Raw genomic sequence first — 18,843 nt, forward strand, 5'->3', positions numbered from 1 at the left:
GACTATGCGCCCTTTACGTGAACAAGAACCTGCATTTCTTTGCCATTAGTTCCAATAACAAATACGGGTTCAAATCTTACAATACCTTTACTCATCAAGTGTTCCAAGCGCTCTGAAAAGGACTCTTGATCTACAAGGCGAAGATCATCCGTTCCAAACTGCTCCTTCATCAACGCACGTAATGACTTATAATTATGCACATCACCAGAAAAGAATTTCTCAGCAATTATTTGAGCTTCCGCACCACGGAGGGATGCTCCATCTGTAGCAGATGTAATGTACCTCCATGCGTGCTCGATATCGTTATGCCCGAGAATCCAACGCAGTGTATCTATGCGTCCTTTCCCATACGCGTGAAAAAACAACAAAGCTGCTACACGTCGCAACTGGTGTTGTCTGATGTAATACCGAAGACCGACCTCATTAACTTCGCTCTCGAAATAATCACAAAAGAAGTCGAAGCAGGTACTCATGCTTGTTTTCGTGGCCGAATATAGTACCTTTCTTCCATGCAGAGAAGGAACAGAGAAAATAGTAGGAGCTTCAGCCGAGAAACCCGCATTAATCAGCTCCTCTTGGAGCCGCACTAATTGCGCAAGCATCTGTACAGCAAGAGGATCTATAGGCCTAGCATCATACTTACGGAGACCATACGTATTTACTGTGCTCTTTTCTCTCTTAAACATCAGCCATGTATTCGTGGAGTCGAATGCTTGTGCTGATGGGATCTGCAAAAGCTCGTCGATTCGCCGAGCCATAAGTAAACCAACAACGAATTGAATAACTCCAATATAAACATAGACAAGTTCTAGCAAGCCTACATTGGATCTGAGCCGCTCAAAATAGTCCTCTTTCGCTCCCTTGCGATTTTCAAGACCACTGCCATCGACATCACTTGTATTTCTACAACCAAGCCCCAGCTTCGTTACGCCGTGACGCTCCAAATCACTTCCTACAATTGAAACAACCTGTTCATCTGTTAGGCTTGTAAGCGACTTGTCATGCTCATCACAGTATCGAGCCAACCTGCAAAATCCCTCAACCACGAGCGGGCCCAGCTCGTAATGAAACTCGACAGCACCTTTGAATAACTTAAAAATGGTGCCAGACGGGATTGTCACAAAACGACCAGGCTTGGCGAGCTCTGGCGTGTAACCTTTAATTCGATCCAAGACTCGCTCACTAGGCCCTGGCATACCAAGATCTTTAAGCAGCCCCATTCCATATAAGAAATTGTAAAATAGCCTGTACTGGGACTCAGCCATAAGACTCCCCGAACTAGAAACAACCTTGACCCCCTCCATCTCACGCTTATAGGATTCTCCAAGCGGATAAAAACTAAGGATTTCATGCCTCGGTTTGGCCAAGCTGCCACGGATAGTATTTTTGTAAATTTCGTTTGAGATACGTACAGAGTTTACCGTATAGCCAGCACCTCTATGTCCGTCGTAGTGGCCTTTATAGTATAAAGCGGCCCGAATACGTGGAACATTATCAACCGTAATATCAAGCTCGTTAGACTCGAGCTGAGTAGAACTTATCTCTGACATCGACGGATTCGCTTCCAATAGGGAAGCAATCGTCTCGCTCGGGATCTCATTCAACAGTGCTAGAGCATACTCACACAATTTGCCTGACCAATCATACAGCGCTTCGGCCACGGAAGATTCTGAAGACAGCTTATTTAGTATCCATTTTATATCGCCTTCAGACAAACCTGCCAACCCTGCACTTGAAAGTTTAAGCGCACGTGAATGTATTAGCAGACAGTCAATAACACCTACAGCTGCGTGAAACTTCCGCCTTAATGTCTCAACACATTGAGAGTTAGCCATTTCAACCAGGCTATTTCGCGTGGCGCCAATGAGCGAATATTTGAGACCATTCAATAGATCTAGATTCTCGTCATCAGTCAGGTATGAATTGTTGTCTAGAGCGACCTTCCAGTTGAGTGGGATGGGATCACCGCTGAAATTCACATGCCAGACGGAAGCATTAAAATCAGTGGTCAGCCAGGAAGCTTTGCGAAAAGCTTCTGCCGGCGCCAAGCGAGGCTCACTTAGGAAGCCAAGTTTAGAGGGCGCATTCATAAACAAATCTCTCCATAGACTCTGCGTTTGCTATTAATGACGCCCTGTAGAGTTCGCTCCGATAAGTTGCATCTCGATGCTTACTGATCTCCCTCTCAAGAAAGCCTGTGTAGGTCGCCCAGTACACGGCCTTAGCATTAACTTTCTGATTGGTTGGCGCTTGCTCAACAGCCTGTTTTATCGAAAGCAGCACGCTCAAAATATCTGCAGACACTAACGCATATACAGTCCCGTCGTTCTCAAGCTTTTCATGGCGGCCCTCTGGATCTTGAAGATATGCAGGGACATCCCCAAAAGCATGATTCACTAGGAAAGTATCTAATTCAGCCACGCTTGAAAAATTACTCGCCCGAAATAAAAACGGGCTATCTTGAAGGCTATGACAAATTAATATTTTATTGAATACTCGCATGCGCCTCTCATGAAGGAAATCGATGATCACTTTGGGGAGGTAGTGATCCATGAGATTAGGATCGTAGCTCTCATGACCTAAAGCCTGAGAGGTAGTTTCAGCGCTGTGCGTCTTAATAAATATCTCGGCGACTCGGGATGCGCGCACTGAAGATGCACTCACCATCTCCAAAAACTTAACGAGGTCATCTTCGGGCATTTCTGTGTGAGGACGAAACTGAGTTAAAAGATTAGTTCTCAAGTATGTACCAGGTCTGAGTGTTGACCTCGACCACGGTGCTAGGGTGCTCTTGACTGGCGGAGAAAATGCGTTACCGCATGTGATGAACAATTTTCTCCATATGGGATTACCCTGCGACTTCAGATACTCACGTAGGGGCGCAGTAATCTCAATAATTTGGTCGACCAAAGCTTTAGTTTCTGGGGTTAGCGTAATTTTCTGCTCAGACCTTCCTGCCCCCTTACGATCTTTGTACCCCACCAGCTTATATACCGCCCCATCCAATACATATCCTGATCTCTGCCCCAGCTTATTCCAGAGATCGAAATCAACCAGAAACTCTGACGTAATTATCGGATGCCTTAGGATAAGTAGGAGCTGAAATGGCATGAGGCTTCCGGCCAGTGGCATCCCCATGTAACTAGCCAAATCATAAGCAGGCGTCTGAGAATCTTTTGTATCCACTGATAAAGAAGCGTAGTGACTGTAAGGCTCTCCGTAGCCGTACGTCTCAAAAATGCAGCAAATATTGGGAATTATTAATAGGTGTCCCTTCTTACGCTTAGTCGTGTCTACTAATTCGCCCTGCGCAGCGAGCTGTTTACGACGAAGAACCCTACCATATAGATCAGCAATCTGCGCTGTGGCCCAGCTCTCAATAATCTTCAGCCGCTTAGATATGGAAATGAATAAAACTTCAATAGCTTCAGACTCAGTAAGATGTAACGGTATTTCCAGTACGAGCTTTACCTTTACATCAGCACCATCATCATTCGTTCGAATGTTAGTCGACTGACCATCAATTCGCTTCGCAGGTGCCAAAGGCAGTTTTCCGCCCAAGGGCTCGACCCATACACCTGGAAGAATAAATATCTTCTCGACGAACCCAATATATTTATTCCAGGTTTTCATTTGTGCGTCGATATCCAGCCCTAGGGCCTCGCCACTCATGAAAAAACTCTTTCTGAAATCCCAGAAGAAATTATAAATCATTGTCGAATCGTTAAACGTGTCCTCAGGCCAGGAATCACTATTCTCACTCAGGAAGTCAGCCATCTTATTGGGCATAGTCAACTGTGTCGTCCCATACCCGGAAATATGGAATCGCAACTGCTCATACAGACCATATGTAAAATCATGACCATGGCTGTTATACATATTGGCAAAGTGACAATACAAAGTGGTGCCTTTACGGTTCTCTACAGGCCATCCAGTCCAATATTTGACTTTACCCAGGTCAACACCAAGAAGTATTTTTCTCCACTTCGGATTATATTTTTTTCTTAGCCCGCTCCCAAATTCAGTCGGCGGCATGGAAGGGACGTAATTACGTGCTTCGAGCAGAATATCTTGTAGATAAACGGAAATCTTCGCGCGCGTCACGTCAGACGTACCGACCAAATCCTGTTCAAACAACGCTCCTTGAAAACCCGCAACGATGTCAGTCAGCGCTGATGATGAGAGCTTCAAAAAAGACAAGGTCTGGTTGGTGATGTCACAAAAGCATTCGAGAAGCTTCAGTGTCGTTGTTGACGGCACCTTCCTAAGCTCAGCGCAGCGCTGAAACAACTCCACCACCTCAGGCGCCAGGGCTCGGAAGGGATAGGTTTCGATGGGTGACCCTTTTTTGACGATTGTCACTTACGAAATCCGTGCTCAGCTGGCTAAGATGCCTAGTCTACAGGCAACACAGGCAACTGACAAAAAAATGCGAATGGCAAAATTTGGGAGTTGCTCGACGACATGCTCAACGCCTTGCTGTTTGCACTGATCGGCATGGAACTGCTGCTGTTGCCGTTCAATTGGCTGCACGTATTTGCGGCCAGTTTGCTGGCAGTGGCGATCCTGCTTTCGCGCTTGCTGACCGTAGCCCCGGCGATCCTGCTGCTGCGCCGCTGGCGCGCGGTGCCGCGCGGGACCATCCGCATCCTGACCTGGGGCGGCTTGCGCGGCGGGGTTTCGGTGGCATTGGCGTTGGCCCTGCCGCTGGGCCCGGAGCGCGACTTGCTGCTGAGCATCACCTACATCGTGGTGCTGTCCTCGATCCTGTTGCAGGGGTTGAGCATCGGCAAGCTGGTCAAGCGCGTGACCCGGGACGAGCCCCAAGCCACGCCTGACGCTCACTGATCCTGGTCGATACGCTGCGGATGCCTTGGGTCCGCAGCCTTCTTGCCCGGCAGGCTGCCTTCGCTGCGAATCTGCGCATGGCTGATCAAGGCAAAGATAAAGCTGCCCCCGATGATGTTGCCGGCCAGTGTCGGGCCGGCAAACACCAGCCAGAAATCCTTCCACGGCAGCTCGCCGGCAAACACCAGATAAGACACTTCTGCCGAACCCACCACGATATGGGTGAAATCCCCCAGCGCCATCAGGTAGGTGATCAGGATGATGATCCACATCTTGGCGCTTTCCATCGATGGAATCATCCACACCATGGTGGCGATCATCCAGCCGGAGATGATGCCCTTGGCGAACATCTGACCGGGGTCGTTTTCCATGATCTTGCGCCCGATCTCCAGGAAGGCCATGTCGGTCTTGGTATCGAAGATCGGCAGGTGCAGCATCACATAGGCCACCAACAGGGTGCCGCAGAGGTTGCCGACCAGCACTACTGACCACAGCCGAAGCAGACGCCCGGCATTGGCCAGAGTTGGCTTGCTCATGACCGGCAGCACGGCGGTAAGAGTGTTTTCAGTGAACAGTTGCTGGCGCGCAAGAATCACCGCCAGAAAGCCCGCACAGTAGCCGAAGCTGGCAATCACCTTGAATGCTTCACCCTCGGGCAGGCGTGAATTGAGCAGCCCCATGGCCATCAGCGACAGGCCCATGGTCAACCCGGCGGCCAATGCCGACCACCACAAGGCGGCCACGTTGCGCTCCAGTTCCTGGTCACCCTGGGTGCGGATGATTTCATGCAGCACCGCTGCACGGGGTGGCTGGTTATCGTCCACATCCTGCTGCTCTTCCTGCGAAAGGTTGGGAGTTTTGCCGTCTTCGTGTTTGGCCATGATGGTCCAGAGTCCAAGGGGTGCCTGTAGCTACGACACGCCCCAGCGATGGCTGTTCAGTGGCCAGGTCACTAAACCGGAATACGCCAGGCCCTGGCCTGTTCCACAGTCGTGGAATTGACCGGCTTACCCCAGGGTTTATTGCGTGCTCCGTAATTTTGAACAATGCCGTCAAGCACGCGGTTGAATGCTGCCGGCGTGGTCGCTTTGGCCAAGTCACGCGCCGCCGCTTGCAACAACTCGACATTGGCATCTGGCTGGCCCGGGCGGTACTGCGATGGGTAAATGACCTCACGGGTGAAGTTCTCAGCCCTCACCGCGAGATCACGCCTCTGCATTTCGGCGACAGCACTGGTCATGACCTTGGAGATTGGCGTTTTAACCAATGCCTGCATGGCGCCCATCTGCAAAAGCTGCTGGAAGTTACGCTGCCCACCGGCATTAAGGCGCTGCCCCAGCCACTCGACTTGTTCGGGCCGACGAGCAAGTGCGTCCAGGTTACGTAGCGCCGATGCCAACTTCGGCGTGAGCGCAAGCGCTCCTGCAGATTGATTGGCATCCGTAATCGCACCGTCCAGCACCCCCAACGCCTCGTAAGCATCCTCGCGAAACTTCAGTACGGCTCCGGCAGCCGGATCATTCTCCAAGTGACCCTGAACACGGGTGATGTGTTCATCATCCATCGCCAACAGCGCGCTTTCCAATGAGGCGAACGGATGATGCTCACGTGTTGTGTCACGCCTTTCCAGATGGGCCGCTACCGCTTGACGCGCCAGCGCCTGCAGATAATTTTTCTGTTCAGGGGTCATGGTGAAGTTGACGGTGCCATTGAGCAGGCCGCGGAAGTCACCTTTTGTGGTGTTCAGCGGCAACGTCACGGTCTGATCAGCGAGTGTTTTGAGCCGATCATCTTGATAAGCCTCGGCCGCCGTGTGCGGAGTATCGGTAAAGGTGTCGACCAGATGACTGAAAAAACCACCGCTTTTTTGCGGCGTTGCAGGCTTTTCGGATTCGAATTGGACGATCAGCGGCTCGTCTCTGCTCCAGATGCTCTCTGGCGCCGAACGGTCAATGACATTGGGAGCCGGGGTATTGAGGAGCAGCCCACCATCGCGAAAGGCCGTAACTTCTGAACCCTCCTGAAATCCTTGGCCCTGCTCGACCGGGCTCTTGAACAGCATCGGCAACGAACCCGAAATATGGGCAGCGCGGGCGATGTCCATGTCTGGGGTCAGGTTGGCGTTGAACACCACCAACTGCGGGCGACCGTCGAACATAGCTGTGCCGGTGATATTGAGTTGCTTGATTGCAGGGATAACGCGATTCAACACCTCAAGATCGCGAAAGGTGGGCGCCCCTCCGGCACTGAGCCGGTCGGCAATCTTCATGAGTTCTGCTGGCCGGGTGGCCCTGGGCGTGTCGGCGATATGGGCGAGAATTGATTTGCGCGACTCATTGCGCATCATCTCTACCAATAGGGGTGCCTCGCTTTGCAGGCGCGGCATCATGGTCAATAAGAGCTGGGAAATATTACCAACCGGACCAGGCAGTCGCTTGGCGAGCTTGCCAAGGGTCGAACTTGCATCTTGCAACCAGGCTGTTACCGGGTCTTGGCTGTTGAGCAAACCGGGCAGGTCGATACGATCCAGCAGGCTATCGAACGCCTTGCCGCCTATTCCGCTGGCAAGCAATACGCCAGAAATCGCCCCCGCGGATGAGCCGGACACCACCTTGATACCCTGCATTTTCCCGACATCTTCAAGCGCCTGCGTCATCCCGGAAAAGGCCACACCTTTGGCACCGCCACCGCTGAGCACCAGGTGTCCAGGCGCAGGCGGTGACAAAACCACCTCCACTGCGCCACTACTGTCGCGATAGAGGCTCAACTTACGGGGCCCTAGACCCTCGACCAACGAGGTGCTACTGCTTGGGTCCAAAGGACAAGGCAACGGCGGCTGAACCTGATGAACGGAACCGGACACTTTCATACGCAAGCCTCTCACTGCAGGGTGTGAGACTGAGTGATGAGCACGCTACAAAAAGATCCACGCAGAATGACCCGGTAACTAAAATCCAAGCGCTGCCGTGTTATTCACGAAGGCTGTCATCCTGGAACTGGTCTTTCACGTATTTGATCTCTGTACGGCCGTGAGGGGCCGGCAGGCCGTCTTCGCCGAGGTTGACGAAGACCATTTTTTCCACGGTGAGGATGCTTTTGCGGGTGATCTTGTTGCGCACTTCACAGGTCAGCGTGATGGAGGTGCGGCCGAACTCGGTGGCGGTGATACCCAACTCGATAATGTCGCCCTGGCGCGACGCGCTGACGAAGTTGATTTCGGAAATGTATTTGGTCACCACCCGTTGGTTGCCCAGTTGGACGATGGCGTAGATAGCTGCCTCTTCGTCGATCCAGCGCAGCAGGCTACCGCCGAACAGGGTGCCGTTGGGGTTGAGGTCTTCGGGCTTTACCCATTTGCGGGTGTGGAAGTTCATGGTCACTCCAAAGCGTCTTGCCGAATGATGGGCAACATCATGGCAGAGCCCAGGCCCAAGCTCTATGAGCCATTGCCTATCAAGCCCATGAACGATCTTCATGCCGCCGACAGAAAGGCTTGGGAAGTCTGGCGCACACGGCTATAATCGCCCCCGTTTCAAAACGGTCATTTTCAATTGATACCGTTCTCCCGCCACCTGTCCGAGGGGCGCTGCAGCAGGTTCAACCTGTCAGGCTCGGATGGGGCGTTGTCCGGCCTGATTCCCCTGGCCTGATACTAAACGCACAACGGCGCCCATTCGCACACTACGAATGGAGGCTCTTCATGAGCGCTGTCAACACGCCTGCAGATTTCACCGACTACAAAGTCGCCGACATGTCCCTCGCCGCCTGGGGCCGTCGCGAAACCTTTATCGCCGAATCCGAGATGCCAGCCCTGATGGGCCTGCGTCGCAAGTATGCCGGCGAGCAACCGCTCAAGGGCGCGAAGATTCTCGGCTGTATCCACATGACCATTCAGACTGCCGTACTGATCGAAACCCTGGTTGCCCTGGGTGCCGAAGTGCGTTGGTCGTCCTGCAACATCTTCTCGACTCAAGACCAGGCCGCCGCTGCGATCGCTGCTGCCGGTATCGCGGTTTACGCCTGGAAAGGCGAAACCGAAGAAGAGTACGAGTGGTGCCTGGAGCAAACCATCCTCAAAGATGGCGCGCCTTGGGATGCCAACATGATCCTCGATGACGGCGGCGACCTGACCGAGTTGCTGCACAAGAAATACCCGGCGATCCTGGACCGCGTCCACGGCGTCACCGAAGAAACCACCACTGGCGTACACCGCCTGCTGGACATGCTGGCCAAGGGCGAGCTGAAAATCCCGGCCATCAACGTCAATGACTCGGTGACCAAGAGCAAGAACGACAACAAGTACGGCTGCCGTCACAGCCTGAACGACGCCATCAAGCGCGGCACCGACCACCTGCTGTCGGGCAAGCAAGCCCTGGTGATCGGCTACGGTGACGTGGGCAAGGGTTCGTCCCAGTCCCTGCGTCAGGAAGGCATGATCGTCAAGGTCTCCGAAGTTGACCCGATCTGCGCCATGCAAGCCTGCATGGACGGTTTCGAAGTGGTTTCGCCGTTCATCGACGGCCAGAACGACGGCACCGAAGCGAGCATCGACAAGGCCCTGCTGGGCAAGATCGACCTGATCGTGACCACCACCGGCAACGTGAATGTTTGCGACGCAAACATGCTCAAAGCCCTGAAGAAGCGCGCCGTTGTCTGCAATATCGGCCACTTTGACAATGAAATCGACACCGCTTTCATGCGCAAGAACTGGGCATGGGAAGAAGTGAAGCCACAGGTGCACAAGGTTCACCGTACCGGTGCTGGCGATTTCGACCCGCAGAACGACGACTACCTGATCCTGCTGGCTGAAGGCCGTCTGGTTAACCTGGGTAACGCCACTGGCCACCCAAGCCGCATCATGGATGGCTCGTTCGCCAACCAGGTACTGGCCCAGATCTTCCTGTTCGGCCAGAAATACGCCGACCTGTCGCCTGCCCAGAAAGCAGAGCGCCTGACCGTGGAAGTACTGCCGAAGAAACTCGACGAAGAAGTGGCCCTGGAAATGGTCCGCGGCTTCGGCGGCGTAGTGACTCAACTGACCAAGACTCAGGCCGACTACATCGGCGTGACCGTTGAAGGTCCGTTCAAGCCGCACGCTTACCGCTACTGATATGCCTGCTGCCTGCTCTCCTAGTGGGGGCGGGCTTCTAATGTGGGAGGGGGCTTGCCCCCGATGGCGGTGGGTCAGTCGATATATTTACTAACTGACACTCCGCTATCGGGGGCAAGCCCCCTCCCACATCGACGGTGTGCATATTGCGCAATTATGAGCTTCCAAGGGTATGACCATGTCCCAAGACCGTCGCTACAGCTTCGAGTTCTTCCCGACCAAGACCGATGCTGGGCATGAAAAACTGATGGCGACTGCCAAGCAGTTGGCCAGCTACAACCCTGATTTCTTCTCCTGCACCTACGGCGCCGGCGGTTCGACACGTGATCGCACGATCAACACCGTGTTGCAGCTCGAAAGCGAAGTCAAAGTTCCCGCCGCTCCGCACTTGTCGTGCGTGGGCGACAGCAAGGACGACCTGCGCGGCCTGCTGACCCAATACAAGGCTGCCGGCATCCAGCGCATTGTCGCCCTGCGTGGCGACCTGCCCTCCGGCATGGGCATGGCCAGCGGTGAGCTGCGCTACGCCAATGACCTGGTGAGCTTCATCCGCGAAGAAAGCGGCGATCACTTCCATATCGAAGTGGCGGCTTACCCGGAGATGCATCCTCAAGCGCGCAATTTCGAAGACGATCTGCAAAACTTCGTGCGCAAGGCCAACGCTGGCGCCAATAGCGCGATCACCCAGTACTTCTTCAACGCCGACAGCTACTTCTACTTCGTCGAACGTGTACGGGCGATGGGTGTGAACATCCCAATCGTGCCGGGCATCATGCCGATCACCAACTACAGCAAGCTGGCGCGCTTCTCCGACGCTTGCGGTGCCGAGATCCCACGCTGGGTACGCAAGCAACTGGAAGCCTACGGCGACGACGTCAAGAGCATCCAGGCGTTCGGTGAGCAGGTCATCAGCGAAATGTGTGAGCGTTTGTTACAAGGTGGCGCACCAGGGTTGCACTTCTATACCCTGAACCAGGCTGAGCCGAGCCTTGCTATCTGGAACAACCTTAAACTGCCACGCTAGGCCAGTTTAATAGCAGTATCCGGCCCTCGTTATCACGGGGGCTTTTTTTGCCTGTATATCCTCGGAAAGGAAACCAGCAGTAAATGAATACAGCGTCCCCGACTCCCCGCCCGCAGCTGATCTACCTGGTATTCGGCGCCGAGACCTACCATCAGGAAGCCGTATTCAGTATCGCCAGTGCCCTTTCTCACCTGGGCGGCCCCCAGGACATGCCATTGGATATCCAGGTCTTCAGCGACAATCCGGCGCCCTACCGTGGCCTGCCGGTGCAGGTCCATGTATTGGACGACGCGACGCGCCAGCGCTGGAGCGAGCCCCACGGCTACCACTTCCGCACCAAACATGTGCTGTTGCGCCAGGTGCTGCAAACGGCTGAACGGGCGCTGCTGATCGACACCGACACGTTTTTCCACGATTCGCCCATGGCGCTGTTCGAACGCGTCGCACCTGGCGCCGTGCTGTGCAATGCCTTCCACGCCAAGTACGGCGATAACCACGAAAGCGTGCTGTATGAAGCCCTGGCCAAACACTTGGCCGACAAAGGCCTGGCCGACGACGAAATGTGGCTGCTCAACTCCGGCGTCATGGGCCTGACCCGGCAAGACGCGCACATTCTGGATCGCTCGATCGAGCTGATGGACGAACTGTTCCCCATGGCCCGCGGCGCCTACACCCTGGAAGAGTTCTGCCTGTCGGTGGCCGCGTACCGCACACTCGACGTCCGCCAGTGCCCCGACCTCATCCATCACTACTGGAGCCGCAAGCAGTTGTTCCGGGCCAAGGTCAAGGCGTGGGTGACCAAGCACGCCGCCGACCCGCTCTGCGCCCAGGCCCTGGCCGATACACGCAAGGTCTCCGCGCACCTGCCCCGTCCGCCACGCCTGCAACGCTTGATGTACAAGCTGATCACCCTGGCGCTGCCCAAGCGCAAGCAGCAGTTCATCCGCGAGATTCTCTACGGCTGCTACGAGCACGAAAATGAATTCGACCAAGCCTGTGGCCCGGTTTGGTGGGACAAGGCGCTGCAGAACCAGGAAGAACGCCAGAAATCCCCCGTCGACGCGCACCAACTCGAACATTGGTTCGCCAACCCTGTGGTGCGGCTGATTCTCGGCGAGCGACGTGCAGCCATCTACGAACACCTGATGACCTCGCCCACAAAATAGCAGCGCCCGCAGAAGCTTGCGCCAGAGCTTCTCTTTAGCTCACGGGCGTCGTAACCTCAGGGTATGCCCGTCATTCTGAAGCTGTTGACCGCTGCATTTTTTACTTGCCTGAGCCTGGCCGCTTACGGCGAGAAATTGCGTATTGTCACCGAGCCGTGGGCGCCTTATGTCTATGAGGAACACGGCGCCATGCACGGGCTGGACTACGAAACCACGGTGATCGTATTCCAGCGCCTGGGGGTCGAGGTGCAATGGCAGTTCCTGCCCTGGAAGCGCTGCCTGGCCATGCTTGATCAAGGTCATGCTGACGGTGCGCTGGATATTTTCCACAGTCACGACCGCGACGCGCTGTTGCTGTACCCCAGCGAACCCCTGTCGCAGGTGGAGTTCGTAATGTTCTACGCCAACGAACGTCCGCATCCGATCCAAAGCCTTGACGAGCTGCGCGGCCTCACGGTCGGCACGTCGCCAGGCTACCTGTACGGTTCGCCCTTTATCGACTCCACCGAATTCAACCGCGAGCCGGCCCCCAGCCATGAAGCCAACTTCGGCAAATTGCTGCTGGGGCGCATCGACCTGTTGATCACCGACCGCCGGGTGGGCCAGCACGTGATCAAGGCACTGGGCCTGGAAAACAAAGTCAGCCAGGCCCCCGTGGTGGTCAGCCGCCAGCAACAATACCTCGCCGTACGCCGTGGCGCGGGCATGGACCTGTTGGTGCAACGTTTTGCCGCCGAGCTCAAACGCTTCAAACAGGAGCCGGCCTACACGCAATTGAGCGTCAAATATGGTGGAATCCAAGCGTTTACAGCGTTCGGACACGCCGTTGAGCAGCAGGAAAGCGGCGCGCCGTGATTGCTCTGTTATACTCCGGCCTTCCCGCCAGGCTTACGCCCGGCCGCTGAGGTCTTGAAAAAGGCACCCAACCCCGCTACTGCGCAGCTTTGAAGCCCGCGCGAGCCGGTGGAGTGCCCGCCAGACGCAGCAGGACCGGACGGGATTGCGCTCCCCTAAGCGCCATTCACGCCCGGCAAGATTATCCCTTTGGGCCAAGCCCTAACTAAAACAGGATTACTCATGTCCTTTGCTTCCCTCGGTCTCTCCGAGGCTTTAGTCCGCGCCATCGAGGCAGCGGGCTATACCGAGCCTACTCCGGTGCAACAGCGGGCCATTCCCGCCGTGTTGCAAGGTCGCGACCTGATGGTTGCGGCTCAGACAGGTACTGGTAAAACCGGCGGCTTCGCCCTCCCGATTCTGGAGCGGTTGTTTCCCAATGGTCACCCGGACAAATCCCAGCGTCACGGCCCGCGCCAACCGCGCGTACTGGTCCTGACCCCTACCCGCGAACTCGCCGCCCAGGTGCACGACAGCTTCAAGCTGTATGCCCGCGACTTGAAGTTCGTCAGCGCCTGCATCTTCGGCGGCGTCGGCATGAACCCACAAGTTCAGGCCATGTCCCGTGGTGTTGACGTGCTGGTGGCATGCCCTGGTCGCTTGCTCGACCTGTGCGGCCAAGGCAGCGTCGACTTGTCCCACGTGGAAATCCTCGTGCTGGACGAAGCCGACCGCATGCTCGACATGGGTTTTGTCCATGACGTGAAAAAAGTCCTCGCCCGCCTGCCGGCCAAACGTCAGAACCTGCTGTTCTCGGCAACGTTCTCCCAGGACATCACCGCCCTGGCCGGCAAGCTGCTGCACAACCCGGAACGCATCGAAGTCACGCCACCGAACACCACGGTCGAGCGTATCGAGCAACGCGTGTTCCGCCTGGCCGCCAGTCACAAGCGCTCGCTGCTGGCCCACCTGATCACCCACGGCGCGTGGGAACAGGTGCTGGTGTTCACCCGTACCAAGCACGGTGCCAACCGTCTGGCTGAATACCTGGACAAGCACGGCCTCACCGCCGTCGCCATCCACGGTAACAAGAGCCAGAACGCGCGCACCAAGGCTCTGGCTGACTTCAAGGCCGGCAGCGTACGTATCCTGGTAGCAACCGATATCGCCGCACGCGGCCTGGATATCGACCAGTTGCCACATGTGGTCAACTTCGAACTGCCAAACGTCGACGAAGACTATGTACACCGTATCGGCCGTACTGGCCGTGCCGGTCGTTCGGGCGAGGCCATTTCCCTGGTCGCACCGGACGAAGAGAAACTGCTGAAAAGCATCGAGCGCATGACCAAGCAGAAAATCGCCGACGGCGACCTGATGGGCTTCGATGCCAGCGCCGTAGAGGCCGAGAAGCCTGAAGTGCGCGAACGTCCGGACGTGCGTAACCCACGCAACCCACGCGGTCCGAAGGGCGATGGCCCGAACGGCGGCGGTGGCGGCGGTGGTCGTCGTGACAAAGGCAAAGACAAAGGCGGCAAGGAAAAAGCGCCCGCCAACGGCCGTGGCGAACGCCCTGCCCGCGAGCAGAAACCCCGTGAAGGGACCCCGGCCCGCGAACAGCGTCAGCCAAGCCAGCCGCCCCGCGCTACCGCCGACCGTGCCCCGGACGAGTTCCTCGACGACGACGTGGATAACTTCGGTAACCGCGTTGACTACGTACCCCAGGCCAAACCGGCCCAAGGCCGTGGTCGTCGTCCAGGTGCGCCAGCACAGGGCGCAGGCACGGGCGCACCCCGTGGCGGCCAGCCACAGGGCGCTCGCCAAAACGGTCCGCGCAACAGCAGCGGCGGCACCACCGGCACTCCACCTGCCAAGCGCAGCGGCCCGCGTAGCGGTGCACCGCGTGACGGCCAGGCCCGTCGTGAAGACTCGCGCAGCAACAACCGCCGACCGGCCCGTGACGACCAACCTCGTTCGTCCGAGCCAGCCGTGCAAAACCCGCGCGGTGGCCCGGCGCCGAAGATCATCCACAAGGAGTCGAAAGCTGACCGCTTCCCGACACCTGAGCAGTTGGATCAACTGCCAGGCCGCCCTCGTGGTGAAAAACCAGCGCTGCTGACCCGCAACCGCTGAGTTTTAAAGCCCCATAAAAAATGCCCCGCCTCTTTCGAGACGGGGCATTTTTTTGGACTCAGCAAAAACGAATGAGCCCTGCTGTGGGCAGAAATTACTTCTGCTTGACGCCTTCCAGCGAGATGTCCAGGTCAACAGTCTGCGACGACGGGCCTGGGCCTTTGATGCCGAAGTCATTCAGGTTCAGCGTGGTCTTGGCGTTGAAGCCAGCACGCTCGCCACCCCATGGATCCTTGCCTTCACCGTTGAAGGTAGCCTTGAAGGTCACAGGCTTGGTCACGCCGTGGAAGGTCAGGTCGCCGGTCACGTCAGCGGTTTTGTCGCCGGTGGATTTAACAGCGGTAGACACGAACTTGGCGTCAGCAAACTTGGCAACGTCCAGGAAGTCCTTGCTGGCGATGTGCTTGTCACGTTCAGCGTGGTTGGACCACAGGCTGGCGGTTTTCACGTCGACGGCGATTTTGCTGGCTTCAGGCTTGGCGGCATCCCAGCTGAACGAGCCATCCCAGTCCTTGAAGGTACCGTGGATGAAGCTGTAGCCCAGGTGGCTGATTTTCCAGTCGATGAAGGCGTGCTGGCCTTCCTTGTCGATTTTGTAGTCAGCGGCCATCACCTGACCGGCAGACAGCAGAGCAGTACCGAGTGCCAGAGCAGCGAGTGTCTTTTTCAACATGCTTTATATTCCTTGTGAGTCGAGGTTGAACATCAGGCTTTGCGCCCCAGCATTCGCGTGAGGGTCGCATCACGATCGATAAAGTGGTGTTTCAACGCAGCCACGCCATGTAGGCCAGCGAAGACCACGAGCACCCAGGCCAGGTACAGATGCACCAGGCCTGCGTTGTCTGCCTGGTCCGGTAGACCGGAAACCACGGCAGGAATTTCAAACAAGCCAAACACCGGGATACCGACACCGTCTGCGGTGGAAATCAGGTAACCGGCAATCATCACGGCAAACAGGCCGAAATAGAGGAACCCGTGGCCAAACGCAGCACCGAGGCGGGTCAGGCGGCTGTAGCTGGCCAACGGTGGCGGTGGCGGGCTGAGCAGGCGCCAGACGATACGCACCAGCATGATGGCGAACAGCGTGATACCGATGCTCTTGTGCAGGTCCGGCGCATCTTTGCGCCAGGCGCTGTAGTAGTCGAGCCCGACCATCCACAAGCCCAGGGCGAACAGACCGAATACAACCAGGGCCACGCCCCAGTGCAAAATCATACTGACCCAGCCGTAACGGGCTGGAGAGTTACGTAGCTGCATGTACTTAATCCCGTAAGAGCCGCGCCCAAGATTAGCGTTTTACCTATCGAATTAAAGCGGAAAATTTCGCTTTGAAATATCGAGAAATACGATCTGGAGCGTATGCACAATAAGTTAACCAAGGATTAAGGACTATTCCTAAGAAACGTGACAGTCCGTCCTGTGTTTACTCCGAATTCCCGACAATGGCTTGTGACCCAGGCCACCATTGCATAGGCTTGCGCGATTGTTTCGCCTGCGCCGCTCGCAGGACCGCTTCGAGGAGATCACCGATGGGCTTGAACAACCAGTGGATGCAACGCGACCTCGCCGTGCTGTGGCATCCCTGCACCCAGATGAAAGACCACCAGCAACTGCCGCTCATCCCGATCAAGCGCGGTGAAGGCGTCTGGCTGGAAGACTTCGAAGGCAAGCGCTACCTCGACGCCGTCAGTTCCTGGTGGGTCAACGTGTTCGGCCACGCCAACCCGCGCATCAACCAGCGCATCAAGGACCAGGTCGATCAGTTGGAACACGTGATCCTCGCCGGTTTCAGCCATCAGCCGGTGATTGAACTCTCCGAGCGCCTGGTGGCGATGACGCCCGAAGGCCTGACCCGCTGCTTCTACGCTGACAACGGTTCGTCGTGCATTGAAGTCGCCCTGAAGATGAGCTTCCACTACTGGCTCAACCGCGGCCTGCCGGACAAAAAGCGCTTCGTCACCCTGACCAACAGCTACCACGGCGAAACCATCGCGGCGATGTCGGTGGGCGACGTGCCGTTGTTTACCGAGACCTACAAGGCGCTGCTGCTCGACACCCTCAAGGTGCCAAGCCCGGACTGCTACCTGCGGCCCGAAGGCATGAGCTGGGAAGAGCACTCGCGCAACATGTTCCTGGCCATGGAACAGACCCTGGCAGAAAACCACGCCACCGTCGCCGCCGTGATCGTCGAGCCGCTGATCCAGGGCGCAGGCGGCATGCGCATGTACCACCCGGTGTACCTCAAGCTGCTGCGCGAAGCCTGCGACCGCTATGGTGTGCACCTGATCCACGATGAAATCGCCGTAGGCTTCGGCCGTACCGGCACGATGTTCGCCTGTGAGCAGGCCGGCATCCGCCCGGACTTCCTGTGCCTGTCCAAGGCCCTGACGGGTGGCTACCTGCCGCTGGCGGCCGTGGTCACCACGGACGACGTCTACGACGCGTTCTACGATGACTACCCAACCCTGCGCGCCTTCCTGCATTCCCACAGCTACACCGGCAACCCGCTGGCGTGCGCGGCGGCTCTGGCAACCCTGGATATTTTCGAAGAAGACAACGTCATCGAAAACAACAAGGCCCTGGCCCAGCGCATGGCTACCGCCACTGCCCACCTGGTCGATCACCCCCATGTGTCGGAAGTGCGCCAGACCGGCATGGTATTGGCCATCGAAATGGTCCAGGACAAGGCCACCAAGACCGCCTACCCGTGGCAGGAACGCCGTGGCTTGAAGGTGTTCGAACACGCCCTGGAACGTGGCGCGCTGCTGCGGCCATTGGGTAGCGTGGTGTATTTCCTGCCGCCGTATGTGATTACGCCGGAGCAGATCGACTTCCTCGCCACCGTCGCCAGCGAAGGCATCGATATCGCGACCAACAGCAAGGTCAGCGTCGCCGTGCCAACAGACTTCCACCCAGGCTTTCGCGACCCGGGCTGATGGCTCCTACCTAAATTCTTCAGAGAACAGACATGAGACTGTCCCGCTTTTTCACCGACACCCCGCTGAGCCTCGGTGACCATGAACTGCCCGAAGCCCAGGCGCACTACATCAGCCGCGTGCTGCGCATGGTCGACGGCGACGCCGTGCAATTGTTCGACGGCTCCGGCCAGGAGTTTCGCGGCACCTTGCTGGAGGTCGGGAAAAAACGTGTCACCGTAAACCTCACCGAAAGCTTCAACGGCCAGGCTGAATCGCCGCTGCACATCCACCTCGGCCAGGGCCTGTCCCGAGGCGAGCGCATGGATTGGGCGATCCAGAAAGCCACTGAATTGGGGGTCAACCAAATCACGCCGATTTTCAGCGACCGCTGCGAAGTGCGCCTCAAGGACGAACGCGCCGACAAGCGCCTGCTGCACTGGCGCCAAGTGGCGATCAGTGCGTGTGAGCAATGCGGACGCTCCACGGTGCCGCTGATTCACCCACCGCTGTTGCTGGCGGACTGGCTGAAACAGGCCGAAGCCGACCTCAAGCTGGTGCTGCACCCGGTGGCCGAGCCGATGATCAGCCATGTCAAGCCGTCGAGCCTGGCCTTCCTGATCGGGCCGGAAGGCGGCTTGACCGACCATGAAGTCGACACTGCCCAAAGTGCCGGCTTCCATGCAGCGCGCCTGGGTCCGCGGGTGTTGCGCACCGAGACCGCGCCCGTCGTCGCATTGGCCGTCGCCCAACAACTCTGGGGCGACTTCTAACCGTCTTTGCCAACCCAGTCAAAAATGTGAGAGGGAGCTTGCC

General features: G+C 56.8%; 14 protein-coding genes, 1 pseudogene and 1 riboswitch. Of the genes and pseudogenes, 8 read left to right on the forward strand and 7 right to left on the reverse strand.

The genetic code is table 11. From position 1 onward, the window contains the following. Positions 1 to 2: 2 nt before the first annotated feature. Both EJD88_RS23470 and EJD88_RS23475 read right to left on the reverse strand, forming a co-directional pair. Positions 3 to 2,090: a hypothetical protein gene (locus EJD88_RS23470; RefSeq protein ID WP_064361036.1), complete on the reverse strand. Its 2,088-nt coding sequence runs from the start codon at positions 2,088 to 2,090 to the stop codon at positions 3 to 5. Next, positions 2,074 to 4,362 carry a hypothetical protein gene (locus EJD88_RS23475; RefSeq protein ID WP_064361035.1) on the reverse strand — a complete coding sequence of 763 codons (2,289 nt, stop codon included), beginning with the start codon at positions 4,360 to 4,362 and terminating at the stop codon, positions 2,074 to 2,076. Before EJD88_RS23475 ends, EJD88_RS23470 begins: the two co-directional genes overlap by 17 nt. A 78-nt stretch (positions 4,363 to 4,440) precedes the next feature. Between EJD88_RS23475 and EJD88_RS23480 the strand changes: the two are divergent. Further along, positions 4,441 to 4,848: pseudogene (locus EJD88_RS23480) on the forward strand (cation:proton antiporter); the annotation flags it as partial. On the opposite strand, the gene EJD88_RS23485 reads toward EJD88_RS23480, so the two are convergent. The 3 genes from EJD88_RS23485 to EJD88_RS23495 form a co-directional block, all read right to left on the reverse strand. After that, complete coding sequence (locus EJD88_RS23485; protein ID WP_158879138.1) at positions 4,842 to 5,729, reverse strand: formate/nitrite transporter family protein; 888 nt, start codon at positions 5,727 to 5,729, stop codon at positions 4,842 to 4,844. The pseudogene EJD88_RS23480 and the gene EJD88_RS23485 overlap by 7 nt on opposite strands. Before the next feature lie 71 nt (positions 5,730 to 5,800). Further along, the gene (locus tag EJD88_RS23490) at positions 5,801 to 7,717 is read right to left on the reverse strand and encodes a patatin-like phospholipase family protein (RefSeq protein ID WP_158879139.1); all 1,917 of its coding nucleotides are present in this window, start codon (positions 7,715 to 7,717) and stop codon (positions 5,801 to 5,803) included. Between the two features lie 100 nt (positions 7,718 to 7,817). Then, on the reverse strand, positions 7,818 to 8,222 hold the full coding sequence (locus EJD88_RS23495) for an acyl-CoA thioesterase (RefSeq protein ID WP_099585803.1): 405 nt from the start codon (positions 8,220 to 8,222) through the stop codon (positions 7,818 to 7,820). Between the two features lie 198 nt (positions 8,223 to 8,420). Then, positions 8,421 to 8,527: riboswitch (S-adenosyl-L-homocysteine riboswitch) on the forward strand. A gap of 21 nt (positions 8,528 to 8,548) precedes the next feature. Here EJD88_RS23495 and ahcY point away from each other — a divergent pair. From ahcY to EJD88_RS23520, 5 genes are all read left to right on the forward strand, one after another. Beyond that, a complete protein-coding gene (ahcY, locus tag EJD88_RS23500; protein ID WP_017735703.1) occupies positions 8,549 to 9,958 on the forward strand; it encodes an adenosylhomocysteinase in 1,410 nt (469 codons plus the stop codon). A gap of 178 nt (positions 9,959 to 10,136) precedes the next feature. Next, positions 10,137 to 10,982, forward strand: a complete 846-nt coding sequence (gene metF, locus EJD88_RS23505) for a methylenetetrahydrofolate reductase [NAD(P)H] (RefSeq protein WP_099586237.1) — start codon at positions 10,137 to 10,139, stop codon at positions 10,980 to 10,982. A gap of 83 nt (positions 10,983 to 11,065) precedes the next feature. Further along, positions 11,066 to 12,148 carry a hypothetical protein gene (locus tag EJD88_RS23510; protein ID WP_099585804.1) on the forward strand — a complete coding sequence of 361 codons (1,083 nt, stop codon included), beginning with the start codon at positions 11,066 to 11,068 and terminating at the stop codon, positions 12,146 to 12,148. A gap of 63 nt (positions 12,149 to 12,211) precedes the next feature. Further along, complete coding sequence (locus EJD88_RS23515; protein WP_099585805.1) at positions 12,212 to 13,003, forward strand: ABC transporter substrate-binding protein; 792 nt, start codon at positions 12,212 to 12,214, stop codon at positions 13,001 to 13,003. Positions 13,004 to 13,225: 222 nt separating this feature from the next. Then, entirely contained in the window at positions 13,226 to 15,112 is a 1,887-nt protein-coding gene (locus tag EJD88_RS23520; RefSeq protein WP_099585806.1) for a DEAD/DEAH box helicase, read from the forward strand. A 94-nt stretch (positions 15,113 to 15,206) separates the two neighbouring features. On the opposite strand, the gene EJD88_RS23525 is transcribed toward EJD88_RS23520, so the two are convergent. Beyond that, positions 15,207 to 15,785 (reverse strand): YceI family protein, encoded by a 579-nt coding sequence (locus EJD88_RS23525; protein WP_099585807.1) that lies wholly within the window; start codon positions 15,783 to 15,785, stop codon positions 15,207 to 15,209. Positions 15,786 to 15,817: 32 nt separating this feature from the next. Then, on the reverse strand, positions 15,818 to 16,369 hold the full coding sequence (locus EJD88_RS23530) for a cytochrome b (protein WP_112192650.1): 552 nt from the start codon (positions 16,367 to 16,369) through the stop codon (positions 15,818 to 15,820). Between the two features lie 272 nt (positions 16,370 to 16,641). Here EJD88_RS23530 and EJD88_RS23535 point away from each other — a divergent pair, with 272 nt between their 5' ends. Further along, entirely contained in the window at positions 16,642 to 18,048 is a 1,407-nt protein-coding gene (locus EJD88_RS23535; protein WP_112192651.1) for an adenosylmethionine--8-amino-7-oxononanoate transaminase, read from the forward strand. Between the two features lie 32 nt (positions 18,049 to 18,080). Continuing rightward, a complete protein-coding gene (locus tag EJD88_RS23540; RefSeq protein WP_158879140.1) occupies positions 18,081 to 18,800 on the forward strand; it encodes a 16S rRNA (uracil(1498)-N(3))-methyltransferase in 720 nt (239 codons plus the stop codon). Positions 18,801 to 18,843 lie beyond the last annotated feature (43 nt).

It is taken from the genome of Pseudomonas sp. PB105 (assembly GCF_009764655.1).
In the GTDB taxonomy this organism is placed as follows: domain Bacteria; phylum Pseudomonadota; class Gammaproteobacteria; order Pseudomonadales; family Pseudomonadaceae; genus Aquipseudomonas; species Aquipseudomonas cyclaminis.

What these genes read in the sequence shown, in the direction of transcription:
- EJD88_RS23470 (WP_064361036.1), bottom strand. Translation starts at nt 2,090, where the DNA reads ATGAATGCGCCCTCTAAACTTGGCTTCCTAAGTGAGCCTCGCTTGGCG.
- EJD88_RS23485 (WP_158879138.1), bottom strand. Translation starts at nt 5,729, where the DNA reads ATGGCCAAACACGAAGACGGCAAAACTCCCAACCTTTCGCAGGAAGAG.
- EJD88_RS23490 (WP_158879139.1), bottom strand. Translation starts at nt 7,717, where the DNA reads ATGAAAGTGTCCGGTTCCGTTCATCAGGTTCAGCCGCCGTTGCCTTGT.
- EJD88_RS23495 (WP_099585803.1), bottom strand. Translation starts at nt 8,222, where the DNA reads ATGAACTTCCACACCCGCAAATGGGTAAAGCCCGAAGACCTCAACCCC.
- ahcY (WP_017735703.1), top strand. Translation starts at nt 8,549, where the DNA reads ATGAGCGCTGTCAACACGCCTGCAGATTTCACCGACTACAAAGTCGCC.
- metF (WP_099586237.1), top strand. Translation starts at nt 10,137, where the DNA reads ATGTCCCAAGACCGTCGCTACAGCTTCGAGTTCTTCCCGACCAAGACC.
- EJD88_RS23510 (WP_099585804.1), top strand. Translation starts at nt 11,066, where the DNA reads ATGAATACAGCGTCCCCGACTCCCCGCCCGCAGCTGATCTACCTGGTA.
- EJD88_RS23515 (WP_099585805.1), top strand. Translation starts at nt 12,212, where the DNA reads ATGCCCGTCATTCTGAAGCTGTTGACCGCTGCATTTTTTACTTGCCTG.
- EJD88_RS23520 (WP_099585806.1), top strand. Translation starts at nt 13,226, where the DNA reads ATGTCCTTTGCTTCCCTCGGTCTCTCCGAGGCTTTAGTCCGCGCCATC.
- EJD88_RS23525 (WP_099585807.1), bottom strand. Translation starts at nt 15,785, where the DNA reads ATGTTGAAAAAGACACTCGCTGCTCTGGCACTCGGTACTGCTCTGCTG.
- EJD88_RS23530 (WP_112192650.1), bottom strand. Translation starts at nt 16,369, where the DNA reads ATGCAGCTACGTAACTCTCCAGCCCGTTACGGCTGGGTCAGTATGATT.
- EJD88_RS23535 (WP_112192651.1), top strand. Translation starts at nt 16,642, where the DNA reads ATGGGCTTGAACAACCAGTGGATGCAACGCGACCTCGCCGTGCTGTGG.
- EJD88_RS23540 (WP_158879140.1), top strand. Translation starts at nt 18,081, where the DNA reads ATGAGACTGTCCCGCTTTTTCACCGACACCCCGCTGAGCCTCGGTGAC.